The sequence below is a fragment of the Streptomyces sp. NPDC037301 genome (assembly GCF_055602785.1).
Window position 1 is genome coordinate 102,734 of the sequence record NZ_JBVJWD010000025.1, and the last position, 13,777, is coordinate 116,510.

The window sequence follows — 13,777 nt, forward strand, 5'->3', positions numbered from 1 at the left end:
CCTCCCCCCCCCCTCCCCCCCCCCCCGCCCCCCCCCCCCCCCACCCCCCCCACCCCCCCCCCCCCCCCCCCCCCCCCCCCCCCCCCCACACCGGGTGACTGAATCGGCGGTCACCGTCACATAGCGATGGCAGCGTAGAGCGAGGTGCTTGGCGTTCAGTGAGGGCTGACACGGTATGGCCGCATCATCTCGTTGTCCTCGTGTTCGAGCATGTGGCAGTGCCACACGTACTGTCCCGCCCGGTCGAAGGTGGCCTTGACCCGGGTGATGGCGTGCGGATAGGCGATCACCGTGTCCTTGAAACCGCTCTCCCAGGGCTCTGGAGGTCTTGCGCTGTGCCCCGTGCTCTGCCGGTCGACGACCTGGAACTGAACCTCGTGGATGTGGATCGGGTGGGCATCTTTGGTGGAGTTGTGTATTTCCCAGATCTCGGTCGCCCCGAGTGCCGGGTTCTCCGTGATGGGATCACTCCATCCCATGGGGGCCGGGTTTCCGTGCCGGTCCACGGTGCCGAGCATCACCACGCGGGGACCCACACCGCGCAGGACCGCGGAGTTCTGCTCCTGCAGGGAGACCTGACGCGTGTGGCTCGCTGGACCCAGCGGTTCGAACGGCGGAAGGGTGAGGTGGGCGGGGGGTACGGTCCTGTCCGGTGTAGCGAGCGGTCGTGCCACCGTGAATTTCATGACCTGTCCAGTGGTCCCGGGGGCAGCCGGCCGGAAGTCTGTGCCCGTTCTCCCACCTCTGAACGGCTCGTCGGGGCCTTCGTTGATGAGGTACAGATCAGTGCCGACCGGGATCGAGGTGAAGTCGACGATGACGTCGGCGCGTTCGGCGGGGGCGGTGAGCAGTTGGTCGCGCTGCACAGGTGCGGGCAGGAAGCCTCCCTCCGAACCGATCTGCCAGAAGGGGAGCACCGGGTCTGCGGGACGAGGGGCCGTCGGGTCGGTGACGATCTTCAGGATCAGGAAGCGTGCGTTGCAGCCGTTGAGAAACCGTAGGCGGTAGCGGCGCGGCTCGACGGAGAGAGCGGGCCAGGTACGGCCGTTGGTCACCATCGTGCTGCCGAAGAACTCCGGGTTCCAGATGGGGGAGATGTCACTGCCGGGGATGTAGGGACCGGTGAAGTGGTCGAAGGATGCGCGGCTCGCCGGGTAGAACAGGCTGCCGTCGGTGGAGAACGACCGGTCCTGAATGACGACCGGGATCTCGTAGTAGTGCCTTCCCGGGGGGTCGCCGAGCTTCGGCGCCGGCCCCGGAAGCACACCGTCCGGGAGGTCGGCGGGCCCGCCGCGCAGGAGGTAGAAGCCCGCCAGCCCCGCGTAGACGTTCAGCCGAGTGACCCCCAGGGCGTGGTCATGGAACCAGGAGGTGGCGGCACGCTCCTGGTTGGCGTACTGGAATACGGCGTTTCCTGGCCCCCAGGCTGCATTGAACTGGTTTTCGAATATTGTCTTGAACTGTTCATAGAAGGAGCCCACCCGTGCGTATCCGTCGGGGATGTCGGCTGCACGGGGTAGATACCACGCCTCGGGGTAGCCGTCGCTCTCCTGTGTGTTGTGCCCCCCGTGCAGGTGGGTCACGATCGGCACGGGCCCGGTATAGGGGCCGGGTGTCGAGGTGAAGGTCGGTCGCGCATCACGCCGTGAAATGCCGCCTTCGGGGTTGGCCCAGTGCAGTGTGGGGTCTACCGGCAGCAGGTGCGGCAGATGGTGGCCGTGGCGGTCGAGCAGCTGGTTCACCCACGTGACCCGTATGGCCCGGCCGAAGGTGGCCTCGACGGTGCATGACGGGTAGGAGAAGCTTCCTGGATGCCGGGTCGACCCGTATCCCCACACCGTTGTGGCCGGCATACCGGCTGGCAGGATCTGCTGCCGCAACTGCCGAACACCGATCGTGTAGTGATCGACGCGTCCTGCCTCGTCCCTCTCGGTCCAGGGCATGACCGGCGGGACGGCGAGCTCGGTGACGTACTTGTCGATTGTCTTCGGGTCCAGGACGCGGCTGGGGATTCCCGGCCAGGCCGGCGTGGAGGCAGACCCGGCCGGGATGAAGAGGCAGGTTCCGCCGGCTAGGCCGGCCTTGATGAATTGGCGCCTTGTGGCCATCTGAGTCCTCCTGGACACGGCCCCCCATCGGCTGCAGTCCCAGAAACCGTTCCAGTGTTTCCGACACAACGAAGAAGAGCCACTCGGAACGTCGCGGGCCGAGATCTTCGTGCAGGCGCAGCGTTTCAGCTCGCCCGGATCTCCACTCCGTGGCGGCGCATGGCTTACGACTGTGGCGACAGCCGGCTTGATCAAGGAGACTGGTACGGCCCGGCCGGGTCTCAGCAGCAGCGCAGTCACGACACTGCCCCCGCAGCGTAGAGGTCGAGTGCCCGCACGGCGGAGCCGGACCGGCTGCTGTGGGACGCACTGCCTGGAGGGAACTTCAGCCAAGCTCCATGCGCACGTCCACGACGCCTTCGACCGCGCGAATGGCCCGAGCCGGCAGTGGCACCAGGGAACGGTTCTGAAGGGGGTCCTTGCAGGGTGACGACACCGCCCGGGACTGATCTGACACCCCTGTCCACCCCGCCCTCAAGGCCCGACCGGAACCGAACCCGTGGAAAAGCTGGGCAGAGCAGCAGATACCACCTGCCCCAAACCGAGCACCGACCCGGCACTAGCTCAGAAAACCGTTTTTAATCCAAGGCGGTGGATTCAGGGTATGTGGCCCCGGCAAGGTCGGGACGCAGGAGGGTCTCCGCGGCGACGTCGGCGATGTCTCGGACGTCGATGTAGTTGCAGGGCGCGTGACGCGTCGCCCCGATGAGGACGCCGTCGACGCCGAGTGAGACCGTGGTAGCCTCCTCGGCCGCCCTCTGGCGCGTGTCCTCAACGAGCGGCGCACCTGAGCCGGCTGGCGCTAGCGGCGGGTGACGTCGAGTTCGGTGTACATACCGGCCAGGTAGTGGCCGGGGATGTTGCAGACCAGTTCGTAGCGGCCGGGCCGCAGCGTCAGCGTGATCCATCCGGTCGTTCCCGGGGCGATGCCGTCTCCCGCGCCCGCGCCGCAACTGCGTGACGCCTCGCCGAGGCTGCCTGTCTCATCGATGCGCCTGTCCGGACCGGTAGGCCGCTGTCCTGGGGCCTGGGCCGCGGACAGCGGCAGCACCATCACCTCGTGCGTGAGGTTTCCGGCGTTGACCGCGCGCAGCGACACTGTTCCGGCCGTAACGGTGGTGGGGTGAGCGATCAGGCGCATCATGCGCATTCCGCTCCAGCCGGGGCCTGGACCGCTGGGGTGGCCCATATCGGCCAAGGTCACCTGCACCACCTGACCGGGCAGCGGGGGCGCTGTGCACCGCGCGGCGCTCGGCGCCCGCCAGATGGGGGGGTGTGGACTGCGGAAGGCGCCGGTCGTGGCCAACAGCGCCGTCGTGGCAATGCCCAGCAGCAGCGCTGCGGCGGCACCGCCGAGGACCAGCCACATCCGGCGTTGGCGGTCCGTGTTCATCGCTGTTCCCGCAGCAGCGCGAGGCGACGTTTGTATTCGTCCTCGTCGATTTCTCCGCGGGCGAACCGCTCGGCGAGCAGGTCCTCTGCTCGCCTGCCTCCCCACCCATGCTCGCCGGAGGGAGGAGGCGAGCCGGGCTGGTGGCCACGGTGGGCGCTGGTCAGGTAGTGGACAAGGGCAGCGATGCCAGCGATCAGCAATGCGAAGAACAGCACCATGACCACGGTCATGACGAACCAGCCGCCCCAGCCCCAGCCGCCGTCGTACCACATCATGCCGATCACTTCCTTTGGCTGGTTCCCTCACTTCCAGCGTGGGTGAGGAACGCTTTCGAGGGAAATCGGGAGCATGGCTTCCGGTGCTGGGCCGAACGGCCCCAGGGGCTCATGCCCGCGGCCTGAAGATCGATCGCAGCGTGAGGCCGCCGTACGCCGCCCATCCCCCGAGCGGCGCCGCAGCGCATGCGGTCGCCGGGTGCGAGCAGGCTGGTGAGCTCCGCGATCGCCTCCCGTGAGGGCTTGAAGCAGCGGCGCACCACCGCCGGACGAGGCGAGCTACGCCGCCGCGTTCCGGTAGACCCTGAACGCGGTGAGCACCGGGAAGGGCAACATCCCGGCCCCGCCCGACATCAGCCCCGCCCAGGTGACTGCGGACCTGCCCAAGGTCCGCTCGGCCCGGACCGCGCGAACCTGGATGCCGCCTTGCACGGCAAGGCCCTCGCAAGTCCCGGGCGAGCAGGCCGCCGTCGAGTACATCGTGATCGGCGAGTCCGAGGTGATACGGGTGCCCGTACCGTCAGTGCTGCCGCGTCGTCCGGCGTGAGCGGTAGTAGTCCCGCCAGACGAGGCGGTAGATTCCAGTCCATCGCGGGATCGACCGGACGCCTGGAATGAACGGCACCAGGACGAACGCGAGGCTGAGCAGAGCCATCAGGCCCCAGACCAGGGCGTCGGCGTTGCCTGAGCTGCTGAACGGTTCGATCTGGTACCAGAACGTGTACAGCCACAACCAGGGCTGACCGGGATAGTTGCCGGTCTCGTTCATCATCCCCCACTGGTCGCCGGCCAGGTGTCGGGCGCGGGCCTGGTCTTCGAGGTACGAGCCGTCGCCCAGGAAGAGCAGCGGTTTGGTGTAGTCCGTCTCGTAGAAGTGCCCGACAGCCAGTAGTTGGTCCAGCGCCCCCGTCTTTGCGAGCTCCAGCAGGCGGGAGGTCAGGACGGGAACGGGGCCGTAGTCGCCGGGCGCGACCAGGGCCGGGTCGCCTCCGGGGGCCTTGCCGAGCGCGTTGGTGTAGGCGGCGGCCCATTGCTGCTGGCGGCGGGCGGGGGCGGTGCGCCAAGCGGCCAGCCCGGCGGATACGGCAGCAGGTTCCGGTGCGGCGGTGAGCGGGCGGAGCACGAAGTCGTGTGCGGTGTCGATCGGTGTGGTCACCCCGGCGGCGCGTTGGAGGTTCACCGGTCCGATCTTCTGCCCGGCACCCGGGGTGGTGGTGTACGGGGGGCCGTACTGTGCGGTGCCGCTGGTGCTGCCCAGTTCGGCGACGGCGGTGGCGGTGAAGTCGTTGGGGGCGGCCCTCGCCCAGCGGGCCAAAGTGATCGGTTTCTCGTCGGGTGAGGAGAAGACCGCCGCGAGCCCGACCGTCAGCAGTGTGGTCGCCACCAGCGCGATGGTGAGCTCCTTGACCAGGTCGTATGGCCGCTGAGGGAAGGCGCCGGGGTCGGGCACCGGTTCGCGGTGGGCCTTTCGTGCCCTCATGCGGGCTCCCGTGATCTGTCGGGGACGGTCTCGGGCGTGGTGGTCCCGATGGGCGGCACCACGCCACGCAGCCGCACCAGCAGCATGTGCCACACCGCGAGGATGGCCACTGCCATGGGCAGCAGCACGATGTGCCACATGAACATCTGACCGAAGTCCAGCACGTTGAACCAGGCGCCGATGCCCACCGAGTTCAGGCCGTCTTTGGCCTGGCCCGCGATCCACTGGGAGTCGAAGTTCTGCTGCACCAGGTAGCCGGTGAAGGCGGCGCCGATCGAGGCGATGAAGATGACGGCCCCGGTGATCCAGGTCAGAGCCCGCCGTCCGCGCCAGGCGGCCATGAAGAACTTTCCCCACAGGTGGACGACCATGACGAACATGAACAGTTCGACGCTCCACAGGTGCAGGCTGTTGATGTACCTGCCGACGCCCGATACGTGCCACCACGCGGGGCCAAAGAGCGCCAGGACGCATCCGGTGGTGATGACCACCACCAGACTGGACAGGGTGAGGACACCGAACACGTAGATCCAGGAGGCCACGTACTCCGGCTGGGTGGTGGGCAGCAGCCTGTCCGGGGGCAACGCGCGCAGGGCGCGCCGCTGCACAGCGCCGGTCCACCCTCCTGCCGAGTTGTCATCCGGGCCGCGGGACCGGCCACCTGCGGCGCCGCTCATCGCCGCTGCCGACCGCGAGGGAAGGGCAGCAGCAGCGCCAGCGCGAAAACGATCAGCATCAGGGCGATGACCACAAGGTTTACCGCCGAGATCTGCAGTACGCCCCAGCGGACGTAGTACCCGGTGCCGCTCAGATCCACGGACGCACTCAGGACATGTTCTGGGTGCATCGGTCCGTCTGCCATCGTGGCCACCCCTTTCCCGGTATGGCGTCCACCTACCGAGGATTATCAGCAGGGTCGAGTCCACGCCTGCTGCGGCCGCCATCCGGCGCAGAGGTTCGCCTGAGGCCGTGGCGGGCTCACGGACCACTGCTCGACCCGGTCAGCCTCGCCGTGGCCGTCGTCGTCGTGCCAGTTCGCGCCTATCGGCTGTCGGCAGAACCCACGTGCAGCGCGATCTCTTCCGCGATCCGTTCGGCGAGCGGCTCCACGATGGCTGCGACGGGTGCTGACAGGCCGATGCCCAGGCTGCTGTTGGCTCCCTCGATGGCGTAGACGACGAGTTGTCCGGGCAGGCGGTCCAGTTCGCGGGCGAGTTCGACGGCGTCGCCGAGCCCGAGCCCGTGGGAACTCGTCGCACTGCCTGTCTGCGACAGCCGCCCACCGTCCAGTTTCAGGCGATGTAGCCGACCGGGATGCCCGGGGTGTGCGTGTGCGGCGTCCACCACGATGGCGAGGTCGGCGTCTTCCCACAGGGCGATCAGTCGGGCGGGGTCGCCGTCGCACACCAGAAGGGCGGTCCCCCTCGGCAGTGGCCGTTCCTCGGCCCGTTCTGCCAGGTGTGCCACGACGGCCCAGCCCACACCGTCGTCGTGGCGGAACTCGTTCCCGACGCCGATGACGGCGATCCGCGTAGTGAGGTTCACGCGATTGCCCCTCCCCGCCGGACAGGCTCGCCAGTTGTACCGGGTCCCTGCAGGGTCCGTACGGGGTGACAGACACAGCCACCTGGACCACGCAGGGGCAGATCGGCCCATGCCGGGCAGCAGGTACGTGCACATACTGGCCGGGCAAGCATCATCGGCGGCATCGGAAGGTTGGCGATGGCGGACGACGGCGGCACGGCCGCGGTGATCGACAAGGACGGCCTGGACGCGCTGATCACGGTCCTGGCCGGGCGGGGCCGGACGGTCGTGGGACCGACCGTCCGCGACGGGGCGATCGTCCTGTCCGCGATCTCCGGCGGTGCGGAACTTCCCTACGGCTGGGGAGTCGAGTTGGAGGCAGGCGTCTACCGGCTGCGTGCCCGCGAGGACGGCGCCGTGTTCGCGCACAGCGCGGGCCCTCAGTCCTGGAAGACGTTTCTGCACCCGCCGCGGGAGCGGCAGTGGACAGCCGATCGCGTTGCCGACGGCGAGCTGGTGGTGACCGAGGACCGGACATCACCGCCGTCGTACGCGTTCCTCGGCGTGCGCCCCTGCGACCTGCGGGCCATCGCGATCCAGGACCGGGTGCTGACCGGCGGGATGTACAGCGACCCGGCGTACCGTGGGCGTCGTGAGCGGGCCTTCTTGGTGGCGGCGGAGTGTACCGAGCCAGGTGCCACCTGCTTCTGCGTGTCCATGGGCACGGGGCCGGCCGTGGGGCCCGGCTACGACCTGGCGCTGACCGAGGTGCTCGATTCCGACGGCCACCGCTTCCTGGTGCGGATCGGAAGCGAGGAGGGAGAGTCGGTCCTGGCCGAGCTGCCCCACCGCCGTGCCGACGCCGCGACTCGGACCGCGGCGAGTGAGCGTGTCGCCGACGCGGCGGATCGCATGGGCCGCAGCATGCCGCTGGTGGACCTGCAGGTGCTGATGCGCGAGACGCTCACGGCCGAGCGCTGGGACGATGTCGCGGCCCGCTGCCTGACCTGCGGAAACTGCACCATGGTCTGCCCGACCTGCTTCTGCACCACCACCGAGGACGTCACGGACCTCACCGGTGACCACGCCGAGCGGTGGCGGCGCTGGGAGTCCTGCTTCGACCTGGATTTCTCCCACCTGCAGGCGGGTCCGGTCCGCGACTCCTCGCGTAGTCGCTACCGGCAGTGGGCCACCCACAAACTCGGCACCTGGTACGACCAGTTCGACAGCTCCGGGTGCGTCGGCTGCGGGCGCTGCATCGTGTGGTGCCCGGTCGGTATCGACATCACCGAGGAGGCCCATGCGCTGAACCGGGAACGGGAGGCCGCCCGGCAGGAGACGGGGGAGGGCCCGCCATGACCGTTGTTCGCCAAGGGTTTCTCGGGGCACTGTCGCCTGGCCACCGCGAGCGGCTGGTCACATTTGCCCACGACGTCTCCTTCCCCGGTGGCACTCGCATCTTCGAGGAGGACGGTGTCGCCGACCGGTTCTGGATCATCCGTTCCGGGCTCGTTGCGCTCGACGTCCACGTCCCGGCCCGGCGCGAGGCAGTCCTGGAGACACTGGGTGAAGGCGATCTGCTGGGCTGGTCCTGGTTGTTCGAGCCGTACCGCTGGCACCTCGGCGCGCAGGCCCGCAGCGCCGTGTCGGCGTCGGAGTTCGACGCGGAGCGGGTCCGAGCCGAGTGTGAGAAGGATCCGCCGTTCGGCCTGGCGTTGACCAACTGCGTCGCGCAGGTGATCGCACGGCGGCTGAAGGCCACCCGAATCCGCCTGCTCGACCTGTACGGGCCGCCCGACGCCGGTGAGTCGTGATATGGCTTCGGTAACTTCAACTGCTCGGCCGGCAGCTGTCCCTGTTCCATACCGGGTGGTGGAACGCGAGGCCGAGACGCCCGACACCGCCACGATCGTCCTGGAACCGGTCCGCTCGGCCCTGCAGCCCTTCGCTCCTGGGCAGTTCGCGATGGTGTACGCCTTCGGCGTCGGCGACATTCCGTTGTCGGTCTCCGGGATCGACGGGCACCGGCTGACGCACACCGTCCGCGCGGTCGGAGCGGTCTCCGGCGCGCTGCACGGGCTGCGGCGCGGTGACACGGTCGCAGTGCGCGGTCCGTTCGGCACCGGCTGGGAACTCCCCGCCGCAGCTGGGCACGACCTGCTCGTCGTGGCGGGAGGTATCGGTCTGGCGCCGCTGCGCCCGCTCGTACGCGACGCGCTCGCCGCCCCCGAGCGTTACGGACGGCTGAACGTTCTCATCGGAGCGCGCACGCCCCACGAGCTGCTCTACGCCGAGGACGTTCGCGGCTGGCAGCCGGCTGCCCGGGTGTTGACCACCGTGGACCGCGCGGACCCGCTGTGGCAGGGCGAGGTCGGCGTCGTCACGACCCTGCTCGACCGGGCCGCCTTCGGCCCCGGGGCGTCGGCGGCGTTCATCTGCGGTCCCGAGCCGATGATTCGCGCCACCGCCGGCGAACTGGTGCACCGCGGCGTCGATCCGGAACTGATCCGGGTCTCGCTGGAACGCAATGTGCACTGTGCCACTGGCCACTGCGGGCACTGCCAGCTCGGCCCCCTCCTGCTCTGCCGCGACGGCCCCGTCGTCAGCTGGACCACGGCCCAACCTCTCCTCATGGTCAGGGAGTTGTGACATGACCACGAGCGATCGCCCGAAACTCGCCGTCTGGAAGTTCGCCTCCTGCGACGGATGCCAGCTCACTTTGCTGGACTGCGAGGACGAACTCCTCGGCATCGCCGAGAGGGTGGAGATCTCACACTTCCTGGAGGCTTCCAGCGCCGACGCGCCGGGCTCGTACGACCTGTCGCTGGTCGAGGGATCGGTCACCACCCAACAGGACGCCGACCGGATCCAGCACATCCGGGCTGTCTCCAAGCGGTTGGTGACCATCGGGGCATGCGCGACCGCAGGTGGCGTCCAGGCGCTGCGCAACTACGCGGACGTCGCCGACTTCCAGGCTGCCGTCTACGCCAGACCGGACTACATCGAGACACTCGCCACCTCCACACCCATCAGCGCCCATGTCCCGGTGGACTTCGAGCTGCGCGGCTGCCCCATCGACCGAGGCCAACTGGTGGAGGTCATCACCGCCTACCTGGCCGACCGCAAGCCGGACGTGCCCGCGCACAGCGTCTGCTTCGAATGCAAGCAGCGCGGCACGGTCTGCGTGACGGTGGCCCACGGTACGCCCTGCCTGGGTCCGGTCACCCACGCCGGATGCGGTGCGATCTGCCCCGCGTACGGGCGCGGCTGTTACGGCTGCTTCGGCCCGTCCAACTCGACCAACTTCCCCTCGTTCATTCCCCTCCTGCGCCGCGACGGCATGGACACCCTCGACGTGGTGCGGGTGCTGCGCACCTTCAATACCGCCGCTCCCGAGTTCGACGCGGCCTCCCGGAAGGAACTGGAAGGGTGACCCACCGCGGCTCAAGGCTGTTGAAAGTCGGATCGCTCGCCCGCGTCGAGGGTGAGGGCGCACTGCATCTGCGCATGGACGGCGGCAAGGTCACCGAGGCCCGGCTGGCGATCTACGAACCGCCACGCTTCTTCGAGGCGTTCCTGCGCGGACGCTCCTACACCGAGCCGCCCGACATCACCTCCCGGGTGTGCGGGATCTGCCCGGTCGCGTACCAGATGAGCGCCTGCCGAGCGGTCGAGGACGCCTGCGGCGTCGTCGTGGACGGGCAGTTGGCGGCGCTGCGCCGGCTGCTCTACTGCGGTGAATGGATCGAGAGCCAGACGCTGCACATCTACCTTCTCCACGCGCCCGACTTCTTCGGCTGCGACAGCGTCATCGATCTCGCACGCACCCGGCGCGCCGACATTGAACGCGGCCTTCGGCTCAAGCAGGCCGGAAACGCGATCCTTGAACTGCTGGGCGGCCGGGCGATCCACCCGGTCAATGTCCGCCTCGGTGGCTTCCACCGCATCCCGACTACGAACGAACTGCGCCCGCTGGCCGAGCGGTTGAGCCGGGCCCGGGACGACGCGGCCCAAACCGTGCGCTGGGTGGCCGGCTTCGAATTCCCCGACGCCGGTTGCGACAACGACCTGTTCGCCCTGTCCGAGTTCGGCACCTACGCCATCGAGTCCGGCACCCCGACCGTCATGGCCGCGCCGCACACCGCCGGCCTTCCCCCCGAATCCGACCGCGCGCTGTCCACCCGTACCTTTGGGGTCCACGATTTCGGCGCCCACGTCACCGAGAGCCAGGTGCCCCACTCCACCGCCCTCCACTCCCTGCTGGACGGCCGCCGCCATCTCACCGGCTCACTCGCCCGATATGCCATCAGCGGCCGCTGGCTGTCCCCGATCGCCCTCCAGGCCGCCCACGACGCCGGACTCGGCGACCCCCGGCAGGGCACTGTCTGTCGAAACCCCTTCCGCAGCGTCATCGTCCGAGCGATTGAGGTGCTCTACGCGGTCGACGAGGCACTGCGGATCATCGACGCCTACGAACCCCCGCCACGCCCCTACGTCGACGTGCCCTCACGAGCCGGTACCGGGCATGGGGCGACCGAGGCGCCGCGCGGTCTCCTGTACCACCGCTACACCCTCGACTCCGAAGGGACCGTCACCGACGCCGGCCTTGTCCCGCCGACCGCGCAGAACCTGGGTGCGGTCGAGGAGGACCTCCGCCGAATCGTGCAGGAACGCCTGGGAGACGGCGACCCCACCGACGCGGAGCTGACCACCCTGTGCGAACGGGCGATCCGCAATCACGACCCGTGCATCTCATGCTCGGCCCACTTCCTCGACCTGACCGTCGAGCGAACCTGAAAGCCGGACGAGGCGGTGTGTGAATCGGCGTGCCGGCTCACCGGTCCAGCGTCGGCCGCCGCGCCGACGCCGCTCGTTGCGGCCGTACTGCAACAGCCGCCCCTGCACCTCGGTGGATGTCAGCGTTCGCGAACTGCGCAGACCGCAGGGGAGTGCGGCACGGCACGCACCGGGGCCACGTACAGGTGCGTCCGGAGTGCGTCGGATGTCGGGCGGAAGTGCCACGGCCGACTGTTGTGCAGTGGCGGTGCCACAACTCCGGCTGAGACCTGCAGAAGAGGCTCTTCCAGGGGCAGGGACCGCACGGCCATGCCGGATCTCTTCCTGCCCGCTGGCCGGGGCGGCTGCTCTCGACGCCCGTTCAGCCGGGCACGGCAAGGTCACCCGAAGCGGAGTCGGTGCTTCCGGCTCGGAGCAGCTGGTTGCCGAGGTCGATCAATGCCCGGCCGGCGGCGTACTCGTCGCCGATCTCGGGAACGGGTGTGTCGTGAGGGTTGCGCTGGGCGGAGGCGCGACTCCGAAGGGTGGTGTCACCGGTGTCGAGGACGGCATGAACCTTGGTGAGGTCACCTTCCTCGAAGAGGTCAAGACGCACGCTCCACTGCTTGCTGTGTGGCTTCTCGGTGCTGGTGTGCTGGGTCATGGCCAAGACTTCCTTCCGTTGTATGGTCCAGCCTGCCGGGGACGCGGCCGCCGTCGACCGCCGTCGACCGCCGTCGGAACGCCGGGTTTCCACGACGGCGAAGCACGACCGACTCCCGGATTCGGCGCGACAACGATCCTTCTCGAATTGCTCTGGCCTCCATACTGCGCCGTGTGAGCTGTCCCGGGCTTGGGCCTACCGGCCCACAGGGCGTGCGGGGCAGGTCCGTCCGGCACGCCCTGTGGGCCGTCCCGCGAGCACGCCTTGCGGGGCCCGTCCGAAGGCAGGGGCCGCACGCGGCCTCCCGTGCCCGCGACGGACGGCGTGTCATCGGGAGCGCGGTCTTTCTTCCCGCAGCACGCTGGAGGCCCAGCGCCGTCGTACGGCGTCTTCGTGCTCGCTCTGTTCCAGGGCGAGCTCGGCGTGTGTGAGTGCCTCGCGAAGGTTTGGAATCCAGTGGCGTTGCAAGGCGCGGACCCGCTGACGAGTGCTCAGCACCTCCGCGCCGATGATGCGGATGGCGGCAGCGGCGGCGGCGTGCTCGGCGGCCGCCCGGACTGCTTCCCGGTAAGCGGCCTCAGCGTGTACCAGGGCGGTGTTGGCCGGGGCGGCTGCGGCGGGTGAGCGGTCGGGCACGGTGCAGGAGACGTTCGTCGGGTACCGGACGCCCATGAAACCGGCCCAGAGAGCCTTGACATCGGCGGGGTCCAGAGCCTCTGCTGCCGCCTCCAGGGCCCCCTCCCCGCTCAGCAGGAGCCCGGGCAGAAGGGCCAGGGCGCGGATGGCCTTGGAGCTGTAGCCCTTGTCGCCCAGGACGTGGTCGGGCCGAATCCGTGGCCGTCCCGGTCCGAGGCGGGGCACCCGTATCGCGTCCATCACGGCTGTGAACTGGGTGCAGTCGTTGGTGTTCCCGCCAGTGACAGTGAAGGCGAGCGGACGTCCCAGGGCGTCGCAGGCCAGGTGGATCTTGCTGGTCAGGCCGCCCCGGGAGCGTCCGAGCGCGGAAAGGAGCGGTGGTCACTGACCCGTGCGGCGCGCGCGTCACCGTGGTAGCGGCGCAGTTTGGAGCCCTCCGTGGACGAATGCGCCGAACGGCACCGGGGTGACCTCGGCGGCGCGGATCCGCTGCACCAGCTTCTCGTCGACGGGGGAGCGGTGCTCGATGCGGTGGTTGATCCGCTGCTCGGGGTGGGCGGCGCGGGCCGCCTCGATGGCGTCGAGGACCCGGGTGTCGGCCTCGCCGTCCAGGGTGGTGATGCGGCGGGCCCGGACGATGCGAACAGGCGTGGGAGGGGCGACGGGGCGTGCTGCCTGTTGGTCGCGGTGGTCATACGTGCGGTTTCCTTCTTGTTCCTCGTTCCCGTGCGGCCGGACACGTCTACGAGGGCGGTGGCCGGACGGGAACGAGGGGGCGGTGCGGTGGTGTGGCGACGACCGGCGGACGGCCGCTCGTGACGGTGCGTCTTCGGGAAGGGACTGCAAGGTGAGCACACGGGTGTCGGGGCCGATGAACGGTGCGCGCTGCCGGCCGCCGTGCGAGTCTCGACAACTCTTCCG

Annotated in this window: 16 protein-coding genes and 1 pseudogene; 6 read left to right on the forward strand and 11 right to left on the reverse strand. The window is 69.2% G+C overall.

What is annotated here, in order from left to right:
* Positions 1 to 155 precede the first annotated feature (155 nt).
* The 3 genes from ACZ7IB_RS31750 to ACZ7IB_RS31760 form a co-directional block, all read right to left on the reverse strand.
* Positions 156 to 2,108: a multicopper oxidase family protein gene (locus ACZ7IB_RS31750; protein WP_470917280.1), complete on the reverse strand. Its 1,953-nt coding sequence runs from the start codon at positions 2,106 to 2,108 to the stop codon at positions 156 to 158.
* Between the two features lie 802 nt (positions 2,109 to 2,910).
* Entirely contained in the window at positions 2,911 to 3,501 is a 591-nt protein-coding gene (locus ACZ7IB_RS31755) for a sulfocyanin-like copper-binding protein (protein WP_470917282.1), read from the reverse strand.
* The gene (locus ACZ7IB_RS31760; protein WP_470917284.1) at positions 3,498 to 3,776 is read right to left on the reverse strand and encodes an SHOCT domain-containing protein; all 279 of its coding nucleotides are present in this window, start codon (positions 3,774 to 3,776) and stop codon (positions 3,498 to 3,500) included. The genes ACZ7IB_RS31755 and ACZ7IB_RS31760 overlap by 4 nt, the downstream gene beginning before the upstream one ends.
* A 313-nt stretch (positions 3,777 to 4,089) precedes the next feature.
* On the opposite strand from ACZ7IB_RS31760, the gene ACZ7IB_RS31765 reads away from it, so the two are divergent.
* Positions 4,090 to 4,323 (forward strand): hypothetical protein, encoded by a 234-nt coding sequence (locus ACZ7IB_RS31765; protein WP_470917286.1) that lies wholly within the window; start codon positions 4,090 to 4,092, stop codon positions 4,321 to 4,323.
* Here the strand turns inward: ACZ7IB_RS31765 and ACZ7IB_RS31770 are convergent.
* From ACZ7IB_RS31770 to ACZ7IB_RS31785, 4 genes are all read right to left on the reverse strand, one after another.
* A complete protein-coding gene (locus ACZ7IB_RS31770) occupies positions 4,297 to 5,256 on the reverse strand; it encodes a hypothetical protein (protein WP_470917288.1) in 960 nt (319 codons plus the stop codon). The genes ACZ7IB_RS31765 and ACZ7IB_RS31770 overlap by 27 nt on opposite strands.
* Positions 5,253 to 5,864, reverse strand: a complete 612-nt coding sequence (locus ACZ7IB_RS31775; RefSeq protein ID WP_470917290.1) for a cytochrome b N-terminal domain-containing protein — start codon at positions 5,862 to 5,864, stop codon at positions 5,253 to 5,255. The genes ACZ7IB_RS31770 and ACZ7IB_RS31775 overlap by 4 nt, the downstream gene beginning before the upstream one ends.
* Before the next feature lie 65 nt (positions 5,865 to 5,929).
* Complete coding sequence (locus ACZ7IB_RS31780; protein WP_470917292.1) at positions 5,930 to 6,118, reverse strand: hypothetical protein; 189 nt, start codon at positions 6,116 to 6,118, stop codon at positions 5,930 to 5,932.
* A gap of 179 nt (positions 6,119 to 6,297) precedes the next feature.
* Positions 6,298 to 6,801 carry a hydrogenase maturation protease gene (locus tag ACZ7IB_RS31785; RefSeq protein ID WP_470917294.1) on the reverse strand — a complete coding sequence of 168 codons (504 nt, stop codon included), beginning with the start codon at positions 6,799 to 6,801 and terminating at the stop codon, positions 6,298 to 6,300.
* Between the two features lie 177 nt (positions 6,802 to 6,978).
* Here ACZ7IB_RS31785 and ACZ7IB_RS31790 point away from each other — a divergent pair, with 177 nt between their 5' ends.
* From ACZ7IB_RS31790 to ACZ7IB_RS31810, 5 genes are read left to right on the forward strand one after another with little or no spacing between them, the layout of a single operon-like run.
* On the forward strand, positions 6,979 to 8,139 hold the full coding sequence (locus ACZ7IB_RS31790; protein ID WP_470917296.1) for a 4Fe-4S dicluster domain-containing protein: 1,161 nt from the start codon (positions 6,979 to 6,981) through the stop codon (positions 8,137 to 8,139).
* A complete protein-coding gene (locus ACZ7IB_RS31795; RefSeq protein WP_470917298.1) occupies positions 8,136 to 8,594 on the forward strand; it encodes a Crp/Fnr family transcriptional regulator in 459 nt (152 codons plus the stop codon). The genes ACZ7IB_RS31790 and ACZ7IB_RS31795 overlap by 4 nt, the downstream gene beginning before the upstream one ends.
* A 1-nt stretch (position 8,595) precedes the next feature.
* Positions 8,596 to 9,429 (forward strand): FAD/NAD(P)-binding protein, encoded by an 834-nt coding sequence (locus ACZ7IB_RS31800; protein ID WP_470917300.1) that lies wholly within the window; start codon positions 8,596 to 8,598, stop codon positions 9,427 to 9,429.
* A 1-nt stretch (position 9,430) separates the two neighbouring features.
* Positions 9,431 to 10,213: an NADH-quinone oxidoreductase subunit B family protein gene (locus ACZ7IB_RS31805; RefSeq protein ID WP_470917302.1), complete on the forward strand. Its 783-nt coding sequence runs from the start codon at positions 9,431 to 9,433 to the stop codon at positions 10,211 to 10,213.
* Positions 10,210 to 11,577, forward strand: coding sequence for a Ni/Fe hydrogenase subunit alpha (locus ACZ7IB_RS31810; RefSeq protein ID WP_470917304.1), 1,368 nt, complete (start codon positions 10,210 to 10,212; stop codon positions 11,575 to 11,577). Before ACZ7IB_RS31805 ends, ACZ7IB_RS31810 begins: the two co-directional genes overlap by 4 nt.
* Before the next feature lie 361 nt (positions 11,578 to 11,938).
* Here ACZ7IB_RS31810 and ACZ7IB_RS31815 read toward each other — a convergent pair whose 3' ends face one another.
* From ACZ7IB_RS31815 to ACZ7IB_RS31830, 4 genes and pseudogenes are all read right to left on the reverse strand, one after another.
* The gene (locus ACZ7IB_RS31815) at positions 11,939 to 12,220 is read right to left on the reverse strand and encodes a DUF1876 domain-containing protein (protein WP_470917306.1); all 282 of its coding nucleotides are present in this window, start codon (positions 12,218 to 12,220) and stop codon (positions 11,939 to 11,941) included.
* A 327-nt stretch (positions 12,221 to 12,547) separates the two neighbouring features.
* Positions 12,548 to 13,003, reverse strand: coding sequence for a V-type ATP synthase subunit D (locus ACZ7IB_RS31820; RefSeq protein ID WP_470917314.1), 456 nt, complete (start codon positions 13,001 to 13,003; stop codon positions 12,548 to 12,550).
* Positions 13,001 to 13,222: pseudogene (locus tag ACZ7IB_RS31825) on the reverse strand (transposase); the annotation flags it as partial. The pseudogene ACZ7IB_RS31825 and the gene ACZ7IB_RS31820, both read right to left, overlap by 3 nt.
* Before the next feature lie 39 nt (positions 13,223 to 13,261).
* Positions 13,262 to 13,777, reverse strand: a 516-nt coding sequence (locus ACZ7IB_RS31830; RefSeq protein WP_470917307.1) for a hypothetical protein, incomplete at its 5' end; no start/stop codon positions are given.

Coding starts and splice junctions, on each gene's coding strand:
- ACZ7IB_RS31750 (WP_470917280.1), bottom strand. CDS start 2,108: ATGGCCACAAGGCGCCAATTCATCAAGGCCGGCCTAGCCGGCGGAACC.
- ACZ7IB_RS31755 (WP_470917282.1), bottom strand. CDS start 3,501: ATGAACACGGACCGCCAACGCCGGATGTGGCTGGTCCTCGGCGGTGCC.
- ACZ7IB_RS31760 (WP_470917284.1), bottom strand. CDS start 3,776: ATGATGTGGTACGACGGCGGCTGGGGCTGGGGCGGCTGGTTCGTCATG.
- ACZ7IB_RS31770 (WP_470917288.1), bottom strand. CDS start 5,256: ATGAGGGCACGAAAGGCCCACCGCGAACCGGTGCCCGACCCCGGCGCC.
- ACZ7IB_RS31780 (WP_470917292.1), bottom strand. CDS start 6,118: ATGGCAGACGGACCGATGCACCCAGAACATGTCCTGAGTGCGTCCGTG.
- ACZ7IB_RS31790 (WP_470917296.1), top strand. CDS start 6,979: ATGGCGGACGACGGCGGCACGGCCGCGGTGATCGACAAGGACGGCCTG.
- ACZ7IB_RS31795 (WP_470917298.1), top strand. CDS start 8,136: ATGACCGTTGTTCGCCAAGGGTTTCTCGGGGCACTGTCGCCTGGCCAC.
- ACZ7IB_RS31800 (WP_470917300.1), top strand. CDS start 8,596: ATGGCTTCGGTAACTTCAACTGCTCGGCCGGCAGCTGTCCCTGTTCCA.
- ACZ7IB_RS31805 (WP_470917302.1), top strand. CDS start 9,431: ATGACCACGAGCGATCGCCCGAAACTCGCCGTCTGGAAGTTCGCCTCC.
- ACZ7IB_RS31815 (WP_470917306.1), bottom strand. CDS start 12,220: ATGACCCAGCACACCAGCACCGAGAAGCCACACAGCAAGCAGTGGAGC.